At 69.5% G+C, this 16,690-nt stretch carries 14 protein-coding genes and 2 pseudogenes; 5 read left to right on the forward strand and 11 right to left on the reverse strand.

Going from position 1 to position 16,690, the window contains the following annotated elements:
• Positions 1-105: 105 nt before the first annotated feature.
• From AB0E67_RS16740 to AB0E67_RS16780, 9 genes and pseudogenes are all read right to left on the reverse strand, one after another.
• Entirely contained in the window at positions 106-2,718 is a 2,613-nt protein-coding gene (locus tag AB0E67_RS16740) for a tetratricopeptide repeat protein (RefSeq protein WP_362026831.1), read from the reverse strand.
• Between the two features lie 929 nt (positions 2,719-3,647).
• Positions 3,648-4,118 (reverse strand): annotated as a pseudogene (locus tag AB0E67_RS16745) (hypothetical protein); the annotation flags it as partial.
• Between the two features lie 159 nt (positions 4,119-4,277).
• Complete coding sequence (locus tag AB0E67_RS16750) at positions 4,278-5,330, reverse strand: serine hydrolase domain-containing protein (RefSeq protein ID WP_362026834.1); 1,053 nt, start codon at positions 5,328-5,330, stop codon at positions 4,278-4,280.
• Between the two features lie 146 nt (positions 5,331-5,476).
• Positions 5,477-6,574, reverse strand: coding sequence for a glycosyltransferase family 4 protein (locus AB0E67_RS16755; protein WP_362027081.1), 1,098 nt, complete (start codon positions 6,572-6,574; stop codon positions 5,477-5,479).
• Between the two features lie 14 nt (positions 6,575-6,588).
• Positions 6,589-7,125: a deoxycytidine triphosphate deaminase gene (locus AB0E67_RS16760; RefSeq protein WP_362026837.1), complete on the reverse strand. Its 537-nt coding sequence runs from the start codon at positions 7,123-7,125 to the stop codon at positions 6,589-6,591.
• On the reverse strand, positions 7,122-7,661 hold the full coding sequence (gene dcd / locus AB0E67_RS16765) for a dCTP deaminase (RefSeq protein WP_362026840.1): 540 nt from the start codon (positions 7,659-7,661) through the stop codon (positions 7,122-7,124). Before dcd ends, AB0E67_RS16760 begins: the two co-directional genes overlap by 4 nt.
• The gene (locus tag AB0E67_RS16770) at positions 7,658-8,902 is read right to left on the reverse strand and encodes a metallophosphoesterase (protein ID WP_362026843.1); all 1,245 of its coding nucleotides are present in this window, start codon (positions 8,900-8,902) and stop codon (positions 7,658-7,660) included. The genes dcd and AB0E67_RS16770 overlap by 4 nt, the downstream gene beginning before the upstream one ends.
• Positions 8,899-10,221, reverse strand: a complete 1,323-nt coding sequence (locus tag AB0E67_RS16775; RefSeq protein WP_362026846.1) for a UDP-N-acetylglucosamine 1-carboxyvinyltransferase — start codon at positions 10,219-10,221, stop codon at positions 8,899-8,901. Before AB0E67_RS16775 ends, AB0E67_RS16770 begins: the two co-directional genes overlap by 4 nt.
• Before the next feature lie 3 nt (positions 10,222-10,224).
• Entirely contained in the window at positions 10,225-10,656 is a 432-nt protein-coding gene (locus AB0E67_RS16780) for an ATP-binding protein (protein ID WP_362026849.1), read from the reverse strand.
• A 176-nt stretch (positions 10,657-10,832) separates the two neighbouring features.
• Here AB0E67_RS16780 and AB0E67_RS16785 point away from each other — a divergent pair, with 176 nt between their 5' ends.
• Positions 10,833-12,104, forward strand: coding sequence for a helix-turn-helix domain-containing protein (locus AB0E67_RS16785; protein WP_362027083.1), 1,272 nt, complete (start codon positions 10,833-10,835; stop codon positions 12,102-12,104).
• Positions 12,101-12,658 (forward strand): flavoprotein, encoded by a 558-nt coding sequence (locus AB0E67_RS16790; RefSeq protein WP_362026852.1) that lies wholly within the window; start codon positions 12,101-12,103, stop codon positions 12,656-12,658. The genes AB0E67_RS16785 and AB0E67_RS16790 overlap by 4 nt, the downstream gene beginning before the upstream one ends.
• Here AB0E67_RS16790 and AB0E67_RS16795 read toward each other — a convergent pair.
• Together AB0E67_RS16795 and mobC are read right to left on the reverse strand one after the other, a co-directional pair.
• Positions 12,659-14,358: pseudogene (locus tag AB0E67_RS16795) on the reverse strand (relaxase/mobilization nuclease domain-containing protein).
• A 4-nt stretch (positions 14,359-14,362) separates the two neighbouring features.
• Positions 14,363-14,551: a plasmid mobilization relaxosome protein MobC gene (mobC, locus tag AB0E67_RS16800; protein WP_362026855.1), complete on the reverse strand. Its 189-nt coding sequence runs from the start codon at positions 14,549-14,551 to the stop codon at positions 14,363-14,365.
• Here mobC and AB0E67_RS16805 point away from each other — a divergent pair.
• From AB0E67_RS16805 to AB0E67_RS16815, 3 genes are read left to right on the forward strand one after another with little or no spacing between them, the layout of a single operon-like run.
• Positions 14,529-15,371 (forward strand): DUF5047 domain-containing protein, encoded by an 843-nt coding sequence (locus AB0E67_RS16805; RefSeq protein WP_362026858.1) that lies wholly within the window; start codon positions 14,529-14,531, stop codon positions 15,369-15,371. The genes mobC and AB0E67_RS16805 overlap by 23 nt on opposite strands.
• On the forward strand, positions 15,371-16,015 hold the full coding sequence (locus tag AB0E67_RS16810) for a hypothetical protein (protein WP_362026861.1): 645 nt from the start codon (positions 15,371-15,373) through the stop codon (positions 16,013-16,015). The genes AB0E67_RS16805 and AB0E67_RS16810 overlap by 1 nt, the downstream gene beginning before the upstream one ends.
• Before the next feature lie 35 nt (positions 16,016-16,050).
• Positions 16,051-16,689, forward strand: a complete 639-nt coding sequence (locus AB0E67_RS16815) for a hypothetical protein (protein WP_362026864.1) — start codon at positions 16,051-16,053, stop codon at positions 16,687-16,689.
• Position 16,690: the final 1 nt, after the last annotated feature.

The raw sequence follows: 16,690 nt of genomic DNA on the forward strand, positions 1-16,690 counted from the left end.
AGCCATGGGGCACCTCATCTCCCAATCTGTGGTCCGATTCCATGCGGACAGCTCCACCGAACCCAGGGCACATCTGCGGCTTTCATGGAACCTGTGGTTTTGGTCTCAGCTTCGGTGGCGTTCCTCAATGTCGGCCTGATTCAGCCAGCGGGCGATGTTGTTGCTGATGGTGGTGATGATGGGATGAGCAGGGTCTACGAGGCGTCGTGTGTCTGTGAGCAGCCGAGTGAGAATGCCGACTGCTTCCCTGGGGTGGCCAGCGCGTCCGCGCCACATGGCGAGCTTGTCCAGTACCGGCAGTGTGGCGGTGTGATCAGTGCCAAGGTGGCGTTCGATGTGGGTCAGCAGGGCCTGGTAGGTGTCGCTTGCCGTCTGCGCGTCGCCCGTTTTGCCCTGCCAGTGGCCTAGGTTGTCGAAGGTCGTCAGGGTTTGGAGGTGGCCAGGGCCCAAGACGCGTTCCTGGTCGGGGAGGAGCTCTTGCAGTGCGGCGACGGCTGCCTGGGGTGCTCCTGCAAAGCCACGCATGACGGCGAGGCTGAAGCGGGTGCTGAGAATGTCTGCGCCTTCTGGCACGAGGAGGCGCTGCTGATCACGGAGGACGTCCTCCATTGCTTGTACAGCCTTCTGGGTCTCTCCTGCCCAGCCCAGGCACAGGGCGCGGCTGTGCCGGGAGTTGAGTGTGTCGGGGTGGTGAGGGCCGAGGACTCGGGTTCTGTCGGCGATGACGGCGGCGAGGTTCTCAGATGCGGTGGCCGGATCGGTTCTTGCCTGCAAACGGGCGAGGTTGTGGCGCGCGGCGAGCAGCTCGGGATGGTCTGGGCCCAGGATCTCACCCATGTCGGGGATCAGCGCCCGATACCCGTCGATGGCCCTATCCGTCTCGCCCGCTGCTCCCTGCCAACGGGCAAGGCTTTGCCTGGTGGTCAGGGCGCGCAGGTGCCGGGGCCCGAGCACTCGTGTCTGGTCGGGTAGTAGCGCTTCGAGCAAGCTGACGGCCTCGGCAGCGTTGCCTGCTTCGCCCAGCCAGCGGGCCAGATTGTGGCGGGCGGTCAGGGTGCCATCGGCATCGGGACCGAACTCCTCTTCCATGAGGGGGATCAGCTTGCGGTAGGCGGCAGCAGCCTCTACTGCGTCACCCGCGACGCCCTTCCAGTAACAAAGGTTGTGGAGAGTCGCGAGGATCGCCCCGCGGCTCGCTCCGTTGCGCTGCCGGACAGCGAGAATCTCCTTGAGTGCCGTGATGGCGCCGCTAATGTCGCCCGCCGCACCTCGCTCGATTGCCAGGTTGTGACGAGTCACGAGCGTTTCGGGGTCCTCGTGGCCGAACAACCGGATGTGGTCCGTCTCAAGACTTTCAAGGGTCTGGATTGCTCCGGCGTGATCTCCGGTTTGGCTTTGCCAGCGGGACAGCTCGCTTCGGGCGACAAGGGTGTGCTGGTGGTCGGCTCCGAGGTGCCGGTGCGCGAGGGAGCGCAGCGCGTCGAAATGGTCGCGTGCCCAGGAAATGTCGCCGGATTCGCCCGTGCTGGTGCCCAGTCGGAAGAGGAGGGTGTACGCGGTGTCGTCCTGCCACAAGGGGTGGCTCTCGCCGTCCTGGTCGTGAGTGGCCAGCGAGCGGGCGCTGGCCCGCAGCCGCAGTGCGTGGTCCTGGTCGTGCTCGGCGTCGGGCCAGATGTCAAGCAGGGCGTGGGCAGCCGCCGGTAGGACGGTATACCTACGCTGTATTCGGACGTCGGGCGACGAACCAGGAGGTCGCTGCTCGCGCACGGCACGCTGGATGAGCTGGTGCACGCGGACCAGCCATGCGTCGTCACAGCGCTCGCCCGGGGTGTGATCGATGAGATGGAGTCGGTCCAGCGTTGCCAAGGTGTGCTCGGCCGCGAGCTCGTCGACGGGTCGGTCTGTGCTGCTGCGCTCGGTCAGCCAAGCGCGGGCGGCGCGGCTGGTGAACAGCGGGGCGGGAATGCCGGTTGTCCCGTCGAGGACGGCGGCCAGTTCCAGCATGGGGCGAGCCAGCGCGTCGGTGTGCTGGTCGGCCTGGTCGACGGAGATGTCCCACAGCGCTGCCACTGAGCTTGCCGTAGCACTGCCGCGCACGGCAGGTATCAGTCGTTCAAGGGTAAGCCGACGGTCCGCCAGCAGGCTTCGGTAACGGGCGATGCTGCACGAGGCGTTGTAGTCGAGGTATGCGCCGGCCCGTGACAGCGCCAAGGGAAGATGACCGAGGTCATCGGCGAGCCCCGCCAGATCCGTGTCGGCATCGGGCACGGACCGTTGCAGCGTGTTGCGCAGGTGGGTGAGGGATTCCTCGACCGTGAAGACGCCAACCGAAAGGAAAGGGTGTCCACTTGCCGTGACGAAATCTCTTTCGCGGCTTCGCGTGGTGACGATAACCCTCCCACGGCCAGCGGTGCGTCGAGGCACCCACAATCCCTCAAGTGCACCGGGGGAGTGCACGTCGTCGAGGACGATGAGCCAGCTGAGTTCGGTGACACGGAGCCAGTTGAGGAATTGCTCAGCGGCATGCGTGGTGTCCTTACCGCCGGGCACCAGCTCAAGATCGCGGGCTGCCTGAGCGTAGGCACCGGTCACGGCAGGCGTGTTGTTCGCCGTCACCCACATCAGCATGTCCACTCCGCCGCCCGCCACGTCAGCGGTACGGCGGCAGTAGTCGGCGGCCAGGCTGGTTTTGCCGACGCCTCCGGCTCCTGTGATCACGCGCCCCTTCACGACTGCGCTTGCTGCGTCCCCGATGTCACTGTCCTCGGAGTGACCCAGAGCGCGTGCCAGGGCATCGCGATGTTCCCGCTCGACGAGCACATCGGATGGTTCAGGGACCAGACCTATGCGCAACGGCTTTGCGCTGCGGGGCCTAACGCCAAGCGGCTTCTGCGTGCGGGGCCCGGACGCCACTGTGTCGCGGCGGGCTGTGGTCCTGCTTTGCTCGGCCGCTCGGCGTAGGTTCTCCCACCGAGCACGGGACTGTGGCCCGGGCTTCGAACCAGCGCGGCTATCGAGGAGTTCGGTCAGGAAGGCGAAAGGCGCCCCGGCCCGCGGAACACTCTGAGCGTTGAACCACGCGCTGAGAGTGCTCTTGGTCAAGGTGATGGGAGGAGACTGCCGCTTGGCCTGCTGGATGATCTGACCGAACGTAAGCCCGGATGCCTGCCGAATTGCCCCCAGCTCCTCGGCCAGGCGTGAGGCTGCCGCCGGGACGTCCACCATGCCGTTCCCCCGTTCGTTCCGAACCTTCTACGAACCCTATTCCTTGTCTGTCTGACCACCACATGCCTGTAGTTCGGCGGGAGTTACTTCTCGCCGAACCCTGATCCGAACAGGTCGAGTTCCGTGTGGCCGATCGCTTGGTTGGTCAAGTCCACGGATGGGGCAGAAAGTGCGCATTCTCTGTCGTAAGGTGCGGTACGTGTGGCGAACGCGGAGGCTGCGGCGGCGGGTCGCCGCGCTCGTTGTGCGGTGGATTGTCGGTGCCGCGCTGCGGACGCTGGCGAGCCTTTTGTGGGGGTGGTGGACCAGCTAGGGACGGCGCGGGTGGGGTCTGATCCAGCCGCGGCCCCGGTGTCCACCGAATCGCTGCGAAGAGAATTGGCGATCGACGTGGACAACGGAGCCGTACTGGGTGCCCGCCAGCGTGAGGCGCCCTCCGGCCACAGCACCCGGACGGGCACGCCGTTCCGCTCGGCGTAGGCCACGACGTCCGCAGTGCCGCCGTACCCTCATGCCGGCTTCCCGTCCCATACGGCGACCACCTCGTCAGCGAGCCCGACGAGGATCTCAGAGCCGGTCATGTGCGCTTCGGAGTCGGATGCGGTCGCGCCGGTCTCGTGCACGTCGCTTGCTCGGGACTTCAGCGCGTCGTAGGTGGAGTGGTGCCACTCCGGCAGGCTGTCGCGGTACTCGGTGGCCGGGACGACGACCTCAAGGCGTCCGCCGCCGGACAGCACGGCCTCGGCGAGCCATGCGTCGGGGCCGTCCGCGATGCACGAGACGCCCACCAGTTCCGCCGCGTCGTACCCGCTCACCGCATCGGCCAGGAGCGTCCGCACGCCCTCCTCAACCTCTGCGCTCAATCCGCGGTGACCGGTGATCCCCACCCGCATGTTTGTCCTCCTACAGATAGACGCCGTGCAGCCGCTCGTCGAACTCGAGCACCACCTTGGGCGGTTAGCTGGTGGTCAGTGATCGGCGTACCGTACGCGCCCTTTCCACGATCCGGCCGGAACCGTAGCGGGGCCAGATTCCAGCGTGTGGGAGTGGCTTCAGGCGAAGGCGAGAGTGCGGAAGGCGTTGCGGCTGTCGGTCAGGGGCTGGCGGTCGCGGGTGTAGTAGAGCTTGTTGGTGAGCAGTACTGCCCACCGCCCCTGCTGCGGGGAGATCCACATGCCGGTGCCGGTGAAGCCGTAGTGGACCCAGATGTCGTCATCGGGGTGGGTGCCAGGGGCGGGGTGCCAGAACAGGCCGCGCACGGGTTCGAGGGTGCCGGTCTGGACGGTCAGTGACTGTCTGGTCCAGGCGGGGCCGAATCCGGCTCGTCCCGGGCTGGTTGAGGTGTCCAGCATGTGGCGCAGGAAGAGGGCGAGGTCGTCGAGGACGGTGAAGGCGCCGGCGATCCCGCACACTCCGCCCAGGAGCCGGGCGGAGAAGTCGTGGGCGACGCCCTTGAGGTGGGTGTCGCTGTCCTGGTCGAGTTCGGTCGGCGCGCAGCGGGCGGTGATCTCGGCGGGCAGCGGCCCGAAGCGGGTGGAGGCCATGTTCAGTGGCTGCCAGATGCGTTCCGTGGCGAGCCGGTCGAGGCGCTGGCCGGAGAGGTGTTCGGCGAGGTAGCCGAGGATGAGGGCGGCCCGGTCGGTGTACTCGACCGCCTCGCCGGGCGGGCGGTGCAGGGTTTCGTGGAGGACACCGTCGCGTACGTCCTGTGGGTCGGTGCCGTAGAGGTTCTTCAGCTGGGCTCGCAGGGGGACGCCAGCGGTGTGGGTCAGCAAGTGGCGGGCGGTCACGGCCCCGAGCGGGTGGTCGGCGACTTCGGGCCAGAAGTCGCCCAGGGGGACGTCGAGGTCGAGCTTGCCTTCCTCCCACAGGGCGCCGATTGAGGACCAGACGGCGAGGACCTTGGTGAGGCTGGCGGCGTCGAAGACGGTCTCGCGCCGCATTGGCGTGTCCGGCTCGTCTGGGTCGAGGACGCCTGTGGCGCCGTGGGCCGAGGTCCCGGCGGCGTCGCCGACGGCCCACACGGCACCGGGGTAGACCTTGTCGCGGACGCCTTCGTTCAGGAGCTGCTCGATGCTGTTGATGCAGTCGGTGCCGTACGTCATGGTCTCCCTCTTCGCCGTGGGCGTCCCGCCGGGTCAGCGTAGTGAGGCGGAGCGGGCAGGACTGGCGGTGCAACGGTGTGTCGGACATTGGCCCCGCACCGGCGTTCTGGCCGCCGGTCCGTCGTCGGCAGGGGTGTTTGCTCGGTTCAGGCGAGCTGGTGACTGAGGTCGGTCAGTGCCTGGGCGGTCGCTGAGAGCGGGTAGCGGGCGGCGTTCGCGTAGCCCGCCTCTCGTAGGGTGGGCAGGAGGCCAGGTGCGGTTCGTAGCCGATCGAGGTCCCGGGCGAGGGCGGCCGAGTGGGTGAAGTCGGTGGCTGAGCCGGAGGCGGCGAGTACTTCATTGAGGCCGGGCACGGGCTGGTAGAGGACGGGCAGCCCGCAGGCTTGGGCCTCCAGCGCAACCAGGCCCATGGCCTCCAGGGTGGTGGACGACATGACGAGTACGTCGTGCTCGGTGAAGGCTTTCCACAGCTGTGGACGGCGGAGCCAGCCGAGGTAGCGGGCTCTCACGCCGGCCCGTTGCAACAACGGGGCCAAGGCATGGAATTGGGCTCTGGGCGCGGCCATGCTCAGTTCGACGCCCGGTATTGGAGCCAGGCTCTTGATCAGGGCCTCGACGCCCTTCTCGGCGGTCAGCCGTCCGGCGTAGAGCAGGCGCAGGTGGCTGGAGGGGGTGCGGGCGGGCCGGGGCGGCGGATCGGTGAGCAGGTGGTCGGGGATGCCCCAGGGTATGGGGGTGATCTTCCGGCGGTCGACTTGTGGGGCGAGCTTGAGGAGTCGGTCGGCCGTTGCCCCTGTGGGTACGACGATCGCGTCGGCCGCTCTTGCGGCTTCGCGCAGCACCTGCAGTTGGTCGCGGTGGGCCTCGGCGAAGATCAGGTCCGTGCCGTGGACCAGGGCGATGCGGGGATGCAGGGGGAGCGCCCGGATCAGGGCGGGAGTGGCGCCGAAGGTGAGGTGCTGCAGGTGCAGTACGTCGATCTGGGCTGGGTCAATCGCGAGCGCGAGAGCCTTGCGCAGGGCTGCGACGTAGCGGCCGAAGGCGGGGCCCTCAAGGCATTTCCCGGCCACGGACAGCAGGTCGAGCCCGGTGGGGACGCGAGGTTTGGGACCCGACGGGCCCAGCATGAAAGCGCGTGCGGGGATGAGGGGGCGGTCGCCGGTGTAGAGGTCGAGGAAGAGTTCGACGCTGCCGCCGGGGCTTCCGGCGGGCAGGTCCAGGAAAGTGGCGGCCAGCGGCCCCATGGCCGGAGCGGGGCTCACAGGAGTCCTCCGGGAAGCTCTTCGTAGAGTCGGGAGATGTCGATGCCGTCTGTCGTCGCGTACTTGGCGGGCTGCTGTTGATAGCTGGCCGGGGTGCCGTAGGCAGTGAGGAAGACGAGCTTGCCGAAGGTCATGCCCGGATAGATCCGCACTGGTTTGGCGGCGCGGATCTCCAGGGTCCAGCGGATGGCGTGGCCCTGGTGGCCGAGTGGGGCGGAGACGTGCACCCAGATGCCGAGGGCGCCGATGGTGCGGTCGCCGTTGAGTATCTGCGCGTACGTCTCCGAGCCCGTCTGTTCGTGTGTGACACCGAGGTAGAGCAGCCCGGGCTCCAGTACCAATCCGGTGGTGGGGATGGTCTGCTCGGTGAACGCGGTGGGGACGGCAGCGTCCAAGGCGCCGGCGCAGACACGGATCGTGCCGCCGAGCCGCCAGTCGTAGGAGTTCGGGGAGAGCCGGGCGGGGTCATAGGGGTCGATGGTGATCTCGCCGGTCTGGATTGCGGCGTCGATCTCGGAGCCGGTGAGGATCACGACGCGACCGCCTCGATTCCCGCTACGTCCTGCCAGTACCGCGATGGCTGCGGTCCGTGGGCGGCCTGGTATTTGCCGCGGTAGAGGTCGATGGCGCCGGTGGAGACGAAGAACATGATCTGCCCGATCTTCATGCCGGCGTAGACCCGTAAGGGGCGGATCGGGGAGAGCATGAGCGTCCACTGGCCGTGGAAGCCGATGTCTCCGATGGGTGCGGTGATCTCGACGAACAGTCCGAGTCGGCCGACGGAGGAGCGGCCGAACAGCAGTGGCACGAAGGCGTTGGAGCCGACCTGTTCGAGGGTGTGGCCGAGATAGAGCTCGCCAGGCTGGAGTACGTATCCGCCCTGGCCGATCTCGACCTCGCGGGTGGGGTTGGGGCGGTGGGCGTCGATCACAGGGGCGGTGTAGGTCAGCAGGGTGGGGCCGAGGCGGACGTTGTAGCTGTTGGGGTTGACCTGGTCCGGCTCGAAGGGGGTGATGGTCAGACGGCCGTCGTGTGCTGCGGCGGTGATCTCGTGCCCGGTGAGGATCATTGCTCGCCTCGTTCGGTGGAGTCGGCAGTGGAGGGGAAGGCCGGCGTGGCCAGGACGCGGCGTACGGCCTGCCCCAGCCGCAGTCCTGCCTGATGCGTACGTCCGCCGAGGTGGCTGTCGGCGAGGTAGTCGGTGGTCAGCACGGTGCGTATCGCCGACGGCAGGGGCGTGGGGGTGATGACCAAGGTGCCGACGCATTCGGTGAGGTGGTCGAGCAGCTTGTCTCGGTCCTGGGCGTGTTCGTCGGGGAGGAAGGCGTGGACGAGCTGGTTGTCGAAGGGCTCGATGGTCAGCAGGTCGCCGAGGGTCAGGATGTCGCCGAGCGGAGTGGGGCGCAGGGCGGTCTCGTTGAGGATGACCGCGTCCGCGCCGAGACCGGAGTGCAGACGGCCGGCGATCTCTGTCAGCAGGTGGCGTCGGTCCAACGTGGTGTTGCGATAACGCTCGTTCACGGTGCCGATCGGGCTCGCCAGTGTCCGTGCGACGAAGGCGATCCTGGCGTGCAGCACGGCGAGGTCCTCGGGAACCGCGGCCGAGTCCGGGAAGGCGCACGCGCGGGCGGCCCAGCCGCCGCTGACGGGCTCGGCGGTGGCATATCCGCGGCCGAGTTCGAGGCCCTTGACGACGAGTGTGGCGCCGACGGGCGCAGGGCCGTAGGTGTCGCTGTGGCAGTGGCCGGAGAAGATGACATCCGCGAACGGGCACGCGGCGGCGAGCTTCAGGTCCTCGTCAAAGCCGGAGTGGGACAACACCACCCAGGCGGCGGCGCGGTGGTGGTGCTCCAGCATCACCTCGCGCAGGGCCTGGGCCGGATCGGTGACATGGTGGCCTGCGCGCTGGTCGGCAGGGATCGCGTTGAACGCTTGCGGTCCGATCACCGCGGTGACGGCGACTCGACGGCCGCCGATGCGTTTGATGCGTACGCGGTCGAAGAAGGGGTTGCCGTTGCCGTTGTCGTCGGTCACGTTGGCGCACACGGTCATCTCGTGCAGCCCCGGTTCGAAGTAGTGCGGCCAGCCGTGGTTTCCGGGTGCGAGCAGGTCGTATAGGCCGGTGAGGATCTTGTGCTCGATGCTGCCCTGGCCGAAGCGGTAGAAGCCGCTGCCCTCGAAGAAGTCGCCGCAGTCCACGATCACGCTGTCGGCTTTGGCGGCGTGGAGGTGGGCGAGCATCGGGGCGGCCGAGTCGAAGGCGGAGTGCACGTCGGTGGTGGCAATGATCCGCCGGAGCTGTCGGCTCATGGGGTGACCTCGCAGATGTCGGTGCCGAGGGCGTGCAGCTTGGTGGGCAGGTCGGCATGGCCGCGCCGGAGCTGTTCGAGCCCGCCGAGGGTGGTGACACCGCGGGCGGTGAGGCCGGCGATGAGCAGCGCGGAGCCTGTGCGGATGTCGGTGGTCTCCACGCCAGCGCCGGTCAGCTGCTGCGGGCCGGTGAAGTGGCACTCGGTGGGCGAGTGCTCGTCGATCTGGGCGCCCAGGCGGGCGAGTTGGGGCAGCAGGTTGCCGTGGCGGCCGGGGTTGATGGTGTCGGCGAACAGATGGGTGCCGGGGCGGGTGAGAGCCAACGCCATCAGCGGTGGTTCGAAGTCGGCGTCCAGACCGCCGGGCGCGAGGGAGGCGACGGCTCGCAGCGGCTTGCCGGTGGGGCGGGCGTCCTGGGCCCGCACGGTGAGCACACCGCCCTCGGTGCCGACGGGCACGCCGAGCTGTCGCAGGGCGGTGACGAGAGGAGTCACGTCATCGCCGCTCACACCGCAGATGCGTGCGTCACCGCCGGTCACCGCGACCGCACAGGCCAGGGTGCCGGCCTCGATCTTGTCGCCGGGTACGCGCCAGGTGATGGTCTCCACGGGGGCGGACGGGCGTGGGACGAGTGTCAGGACGGACTCGCTGACGCGGCACTCCCACCCGGCCGTCCGCAACGCGCCGACGACGCTGAGCACTTCTGGTGACAGATTCGGTCGGCCAAGGCGCAGCGGCCGTCCGGCTACGGCCGCACGCAGGAGAGCGGCGATGCTCGCGCCCCGGGAGCGGAAGGGCAGCGTGATCGAAACTGTTTCGGCGGTCCGGGACGCTGCTGCCTCCACGACGTAGCCGTGGTCGTCGACGGTCGTGCGGTCGCCGAAGCGCTCGTAGACCTTGAAGTGCTGCTCCATCCCGCGCTGCCCGATCCGGCAGCCGCCCGGCCAGGGAAGCCGGGCCCGCCCGTAGGCGCCAAGCAGCGCGGGTACGAGGTAGTACGAGGCCCGGATGCAGGCGGCGGTCTCGGCGGCAGGTCCCGGCTGGGATGTGCCGCTCGGCAGGATCATCACGGTGTCGGGATCGCTGACGGGGCGGGCCGTGTGCCAGCCGGTCTGCTGAAGCAGGGTGAGCATGGTCTCGACGTCCGTGTTCGCCGGAACGTTGGCCAGCTGCACCGCGCGGTTCAGCGCAGCGGCGGCGGCCAGCAGCGGAAGGGCGGCGTTCTTGGACCCGTCGACCGTCACGGAACCGGCCAGCGGGCTGCCCGGCCGGACGGCGACGACTTCGGCGGCGACTGGGGGAATCCGTACGGCTGTCAACAGTCAACTCCTCTGCAAAGGAAGGTGTCGTGAGGTCTGGACCGGATCGCTGACCTCGAACTCGGCCCAGCAGCGCTTGCCTGCCGGCATCGGCTCGAACCCGTGGCGATCCGCGAGCGCGGCGACGAGGAACAGTCCGCGTCCACCCTCCTCGTCCGCGCCGGGCAGACCGACCTGCGGGACGTCGGGACTGGTGTCGGTCACCTCGATCAGCAGGCGCGCGTCGCTCAGGCGGGCACCGGCTGAGATGGGTCCCTTTCCCGCATGCCGTACCGCGTTCGTGATCAGTTCTGCCGCCACCAGCTCCGCCGTCTCCAAGAGCGCGGGCTCCAGGAAGGCGCCCCACGCTCGTATCGCGCCCGCGAGCCGCTGCCGCGCGGACGCAGCGGCAGCGGGCGTGCCGGAAACGGGAAAGCGGACGTGGTGCACTTCCATGAGCGGCCTCCTGGATCGGTGCTACTCCTCCACGCAACCGCGGCAGGGGCAAGCGGAACCAGGCCGTGTGCAGTGGCTGCATCACCTATGCAGGAGCTGCATCACGGCCAATTGCCTCTCGGCTACGCTCGGTTGAGCAGGCAGGATCGGCGACGGCAGGAGGAGCCGTGGCACAGATGGCCGAGGAACAGAGTGAAGCGAGACGGATCGGTGAAGTGATCCGTCAGGCACGCGTGTTACAGCGGTGCTCCCAGAAGGACGTCGCCGCCGCACTGGGATATCACCAGTCGAAGGTGAGCCGCCTGGAGAGCGGCCGGGGGACACAGGACGTCCGCATGCTGCGCGAGGTTGCGCAGGTGCTGGACATCCCGCCGCGCAGCCTTGGCCTCGCCGGCGCTTCGAATGCCAGCCCCTCGGACCCTGAGACAGAGGACATGCACCGCCGTACCTTCCTCGCCGCCGGCGTCGCAGCACTCGCGGCTCCGCCGTCGCCGACCGCACTCCACCACGACCTGGTTCAGGTCCTGCTGCCCGGTACGACTCCTGCGGCCACCGGCCAAGCCCTGGGTATCAACGAGCTACGCGACCGGACACGGACCGCACGCCGACTGTTCTGCACGTGCGACTACACCGAGCTGGAGCGGACCCTGCCGGGTCTGATCGCCGACCTGCGCCATGCTGCTGGCGGAACATCCGGCTCGGCCGACGCGTCCGCACTGCTCGCGACCGCCTACCAGACGTCAGTGAGCCTGCTGCTGAAGCGAGCCGACCAAGGCAACGCCTGGCTCGCGGCCGGTCGCGCCATGGCCGAGGCCGAAAGGTCCGGAGACCCCGTCGCCCTCGCCGCCAGTGTCCGCGTTCACGCCCACGTCCTCGTCCGCGAGAAGCACACCGCACAGGCCGTGAACATCATCCGCCACACCGCCGACCAGCTCACCGGCTCCTACGACCAGCGCTCGCCACGCTACCTGGCAGCGGTCGGCCTGCTGCTGCTCCGCGGGGCGACCGCCGCCAGCAGGAACGGTGACCGCGACACCACCGAGGACTTCCTCACCGAGGCCCGGGAAGTCGCGCGCTACGTCACCTTCGACCGGCCCGACGCCTGGGCGAACTTCAGCCCCACCAACGTCGCCCTCCACCAAGTCAGTGCGGCCGTCTCCTTCGGCGACGCAGGCATCGCCCTGAAAATCGCCCGCCCCCTCATGCGCCGGCACATCCCCGTCCCCGAACGCCGCGCCGCCCTGTGGGTCGAGGCCGCCCGCGCCTACAACCAGCAGGGCCGCCTCGCCGACGGCTACCAGGCGCTGCGCATCGCCGAGAGCTGCGCGGCCCAGGACATCCGCCGCCCAGCTGTCCGGGAACTGGTCGCCGACATGGCCGCCCGCGACCGCCGCCGTACGCTGCCCGCACTGCACCACTTCAGCCGTCAACTGGGAGTCCCCGCGTGAGCGACCAGCCCGACCAGCAGGCCAAGAAGCCGTTCTTGTACGTCGTGGTGTGCGCGGCCGGGGTCGCCGACAGCGTCGGCAAGCTGATCACGGCTGCTCAGGAGGCGCACTGGGACGTGGGCGTGGTGGCCACTCCGCAGGGCTTGGGGTTCATCGACACGGAGGCGGTCGAAGCCCAGACTGGCTACCCGATCCGATCGGCCTGGCGCTCACCCGGCGATCCTCGTCCGTTGCCGCCCGCGGACGCCATCGCGGTGGCGCCGGCCACCTTCAACACGGTCAACAAGTGGGCGGCAGGGATCTCCGACACCCTGGCACTGGGCATCCTGTGCGAGGCGTACGGCATGGGCATCCCCACCGCCGTCCTGCCGTACGTGAACTCGGCGCAGGCCGCCCATCCCGCATACCGGCAGAGCCTGGAGCGACTGCGCGAGATGGGCGTCCTGATCGGCTCGTACGAGCCGCATCGGCCGAAGGCCGGTGGCGGCGAGGACCGGTACCGCTGGGAGGAGGCGCTGGAGCTGCTCATTCCCAAGGTGTCCGTGCGGCCGTGATCAGCGCCGCCGTGCTGGTGGCGGCTCCGGCGCCGGAGCGGCTGCCGCTGGTTGGACGGGAGCGGCCGGGCGTGGTGTGACGCTACGAGCCCTGGCTGCAGCAGCCAATGGGCCGGGTGCGTGTCGTTCGCCGAGGCGGCGGATGCGCCAGGTGAGTGCGCGGGCGGGGCTGTGGGCGTCGTCCAGGGTGCGCTGGCTAAGCGCCTGGTTGAGGACGGTGGCCGGGTTGTGTCCTGCTGCTTTGGCCTCGGCGAGCACGGTGGTGAGTGCATCCCAGGCGGGGTCGGCCAGGGTGCGCCCGGCATGTTCCGGTACCGCCTGCTGGAGGTGGTGAGCGAAGCGGCGTTTGGCCTGCGGGCTGGGTGCCCGTCTGGCGAGGCCGACTAGGACCGGCTCGGCGACCTGTGCGTACGCGGCCTGCAGATGGACGAGGGCTTGTTCCGCTGCTGCCTCCTGCTGGGCGTGCTGGCGGATGCGGTGCCAGTGGATCGCGTAGGCGACCGCGGTGAGCGCGACGTCCAGCAGCATCGCCCCCCGGCACCGTCCCCGTGCTGTGTGGGGTCCTTCCAGATCGCCTGGACGCTACGGCGCAGGACGCGGGTGCTGTCGAGGTCTGCGGTGATGCGGGAGCGGGTGGCGCGCTCGAAGACAGCGGCTGCCTGTTCGAGTTGAGCCTTGAGCGCGGCCGGTCCAGTGACGGGCAGGAGGTCCAGTGCTGCGCCGAGCGCGACCAGCTGTCCCTGCCCCGTGGGGTCGTCGCCGTGGGTGAGGTGGTGGGGGATGCGTTCGGAGGCGGCGGTGGCCTGGTGCCAAGGGTTGCCCGGCCGGACGCTGACCGGTTCGGGGCTGGTGGTGGCGAGGCGTCGGCGGATCTTGGGGAGGGAGAGGTCGGGGGCGAGGGTGGAGCCGGAGTAGAAGACCGGCTCCCCCTTGTCGTTGGTGTCGCCGGGCAGGGCGAAGTTGCAGCCGAGCGCGTCGCCGGAAGGACCGCGCTTCAGTCGAACGGTCACGCCCGTGGCCTCCAGCACGGTGAAGAACTCGGTTTCGTCCGCCGCAGCGGCGACGGCACGGCGGACCCGCAGACGCAGGATCTCGCGGGAGGTCGCGTCCTGGCCCAGGCGCTTGGCCTTGAAGTGCTCCTTACTCGTGGGGCGCTTGGCGGAGGTGCCGTCCCCCGGCCTCAACCGCCTCAGCCCGTAGTCGACCTCGATCTGGCGGGCTTCACGCTGCACGGCGCGCTGGTCGTAATCGCGCCGGGGGCGGCGGCCGTCCTGGCGTACGAGGGTGGCGGCGATGTGGATGTGGTCGTCGGCGTGGCGGACGGCCACCCAGCGGCAGGCTTCGTCGTCGCCTTCGGGGGCGATGCCAGCGGCGGCCACGATCCGGCGGGCGATGTCGGCCCACTGGGCGTCGGTGAGGATCGGGTCTTCGGGTGCGGCGCGGACGGGGCAGTGCCAGACGGTGTGCTTGGGGGCCTTGTCGCCGAGCATCTTCACGGGCTGGTCGAGCTGTGCGGCGAGCTGCGCTTCTACCTCGTTGGGGTCACGGTGGGGGCTGCGTCCGGGGTCGGGGGCGAAGTCGTTCCAGGAGGCCACCAGGTGCGGGTCGATGTGCTCGTTGGCCTGGCCCTTGCCGAAGAGGTAGCCGATCGTTCGGCGTGTGGCGTGGGGCCCCTTGCCGAGGATGATCTTCGGGATCACTGGCTCACCGCCACTCGGTGATCTGGGCGACGGCAGTGTCCACCTCGGCGATGGACGCCTCGACGCGGTCAAGGAGCCGTTGGACGGTGTCGGGGTGGGGCCAGGCGCCGTCCCTGTTGAGGTGCCAGGTGAGCTGGTTGAGGTTGTTGCCGATGCCGCCGAGTTGCCGGTTGGCGGCCAACAGCGTCTGCACCAGCGAACTGGTGCCGCTCGGGGTGTTCCGCCTGGACGAGGCCGGGGGCGACCCCACCCTCGGGCCCGTCACCCTGACCGGGAAAAGCCTGGAATGCGTCATCGCCGACGACAAGTTCACCGCCCCGTACCGGGCGACGGGCACCGTGTCGTCGGCGATCACCGAGCTCATCCACCGCTCGTTGCCGACCGCGGACGTCCTGGTCCTGTCCTCGAACCCGCCCATCGGGTCCCGCACCTGGGACACCGGGTCCGACCCGTGGGCGGCGGTGCAGGAGATTGCCGCCGTCGCCGGGGCAGAGGCATACACCAACGCCTCCGGCGTGTTCGTCGTCGCGCCTCTGCCCAATCTGCTGACGACACCCCCGGCGTGGACGGTGGCCGCGGGCGAGGGCGGCGTCTACATCACGGGCACGCGCAGCATGTCGTCCGCCGACGTCTACAACGGGGTCCTCGCGCGGGGTGAGAACGCGCAGGACGGTGCGCCGCCGGTGTCCTATCTGGCTGTCGACACCGACCCGCTCAGCCCGACGCGGTGGGGCGGACCGTACGGGCGCCGGCCGGACTTCTACGAGTCCAGCACCCTCACCACGACAGGCGCGTGCCAGGCCGCGGCCGAACTGCGTCTGGCCGCCGCCCGCGCCCCCAACGCGAAGGGCGACTTCAGCAGCCTGCCGAATCCGGCCCTGGAGCCCGGGGACGTTCTGCGGGTCGTCCACCCGACGGGGCTGCGCGAGCTGCACCAGGTGCAGGCCGTCACCGTGCCGCTCGGCCCGGACGGTGATTTCCCCATCACGACCATCAGCGCAAAGGGGGACTGATGGCTTCTGCGTCTGCGCAGGACTTGGCCGCGGCGCTGCGCCGCCGGACCCTGGAGGCCGCGGCTGCCGCCCCGGCGGTGCGCGGCGCGAACTGGCGGATGGCGACCGTGGCCACGGTCAGCGCGTCGGGCACGGTCACCACGACGGACGGAATCGTGGCCCGCCGTCTGGAGTCCTACACCAACCCAGCACCAGGGGACCTGATCCGCATCGACGTCTCGGCGGCCGGGTCCTGGACGACGCCGGGCCGCACCGCCACCACGGCCAACCCCGGCTGGACCGCGTACACCCCGGCATGGGGTGCGGCAACCACCGCCCCGTCCCTCGGGAACGGCACGCTCACCGGCCGCTACCAGGTGGCCGGCCGTACCTGTCACGTTGCGCTGCGCCTGGTGCCCGGCAGCACCACCGCCATGGGCTCCGGCGCGTACACCTTCGGGGTTCCGTTCGTGTCGGCCGACGACGTAGTCGAATACGTCGGCGGGGCCCGGCTCACCGCCGGGTCCACCTACATCGGGCAGTGCCTGCTCGGCCCCAACTCGGCCGTCATGAACGCGACGTTCCCGGCCTCCGGCGGGCTGACCGCCGCGAACATGTCGCAGGCCGCCCCGCCACGTTCGGGTCCGGTCACATCCTGCGCCTGACCCTCACCTACCAGACCGCCTAGAGGGGGGGCCGCATGGCCACCACCGACAACTACGGCCAAGGCGTGAGCGTTGCGACGCTCACCGACCCGCCGGACGCCGAAACCCTCGCGAAGAACATCGCCAACGCCATCGTGTCGCGCAGCGCGATGCGGTTCGCATCCGCCGCGACCCGTGCGGCGACCCTTGTCGCCCCGCTCGCCGCCCCCGTCGCGGGCATGATCACGTACCTGACCGACGTGCGCCGTCACGAGTACTACGACGGAACCGGGTGGTTCCCGCTGCGCGGCCAGAGCGCATCGAGCATCGTCACGTCGGGGTCCCCCTCCACGACCACGGAGGTCACCACCGGGGCAACGATCACGCTGCCCACCCGCGCCGGTGCCCGCTACGAGCTGGAGGCATCGTGCCTGGCCCGGTCCTCGAACACGGGCGACCGCATCGAGCTCAGAATCCGCCGCGGCACCACCCCGACCGCCACCCAGGTCGGCGGCGGCTCCATCCGGTCCGCGCTCGCCGGGTCCGGCGACACCCTGACCGGACGAGGCATCGACACCCCCGGAGCCGGCAACACCACCTGGACCGTTTACCTCGCCCGCGGGTCCGGCACCGGCACGGTCGAGGTCACCGCGAGCACCGCCCTGCCCTGCGTTTTCACCGTCCGAGAGGTCTGAG

Source organism: Streptomyces sp. NPDC032161, assembly GCF_040636995.1.
In the GTDB taxonomy this organism is placed as follows: domain Bacteria; phylum Actinomycetota; class Actinomycetes; order Streptomycetales; family Streptomycetaceae; genus Streptomyces.

What these genes read in the sequence shown, in the direction of transcription:
- dcd (WP_362026840.1), bottom strand. Translation starts at nt 7,661, where the DNA reads ATGATCCTCACCGGGCACGAGATCACCGCCGCAGCACACGACGGCCGT.
- AB0E67_RS16750 (WP_362026834.1), bottom strand. Translation starts at nt 5,330, where the DNA reads ATGACGTACGGCACCGACTGCATCAACAGCATCGAGCAGCTCCTGAAC.
- AB0E67_RS16815 (WP_362026864.1), top strand. Translation starts at nt 16,051, where the DNA reads ATGGCCACCACCGACAACTACGGCCAAGGCGTGAGCGTTGCGACGCTC.
- AB0E67_RS16780 (WP_362026849.1), bottom strand. Translation starts at nt 10,656, where the DNA reads ATGGAAGTGCACCACGTCCGCTTTCCCGTTTCCGGCACGCCCGCTGCC.
- AB0E67_RS16770 (WP_362026843.1), bottom strand. Translation starts at nt 8,902, where the DNA reads ATGAGCCGACAGCTCCGGCGGATCATTGCCACCACCGACGTGCACTCC.
- AB0E67_RS16785 (WP_362027083.1), top strand. Translation starts at nt 10,833, where the DNA reads ATGGCCGAGGAACAGAGTGAAGCGAGACGGATCGGTGAAGTGATCCGT.
- AB0E67_RS16810 (WP_362026861.1), top strand. Translation starts at nt 15,371, where the DNA reads ATGGCTTCTGCGTCTGCGCAGGACTTGGCCGCGGCGCTGCGCCGCCGG.
- AB0E67_RS16755 (WP_362027081.1), bottom strand. Translation starts at nt 6,574, where the DNA reads ATGGGGCCGCTGGCCGCCACTTTCCTGGACCTGCCCGCCGGAAGCCCC.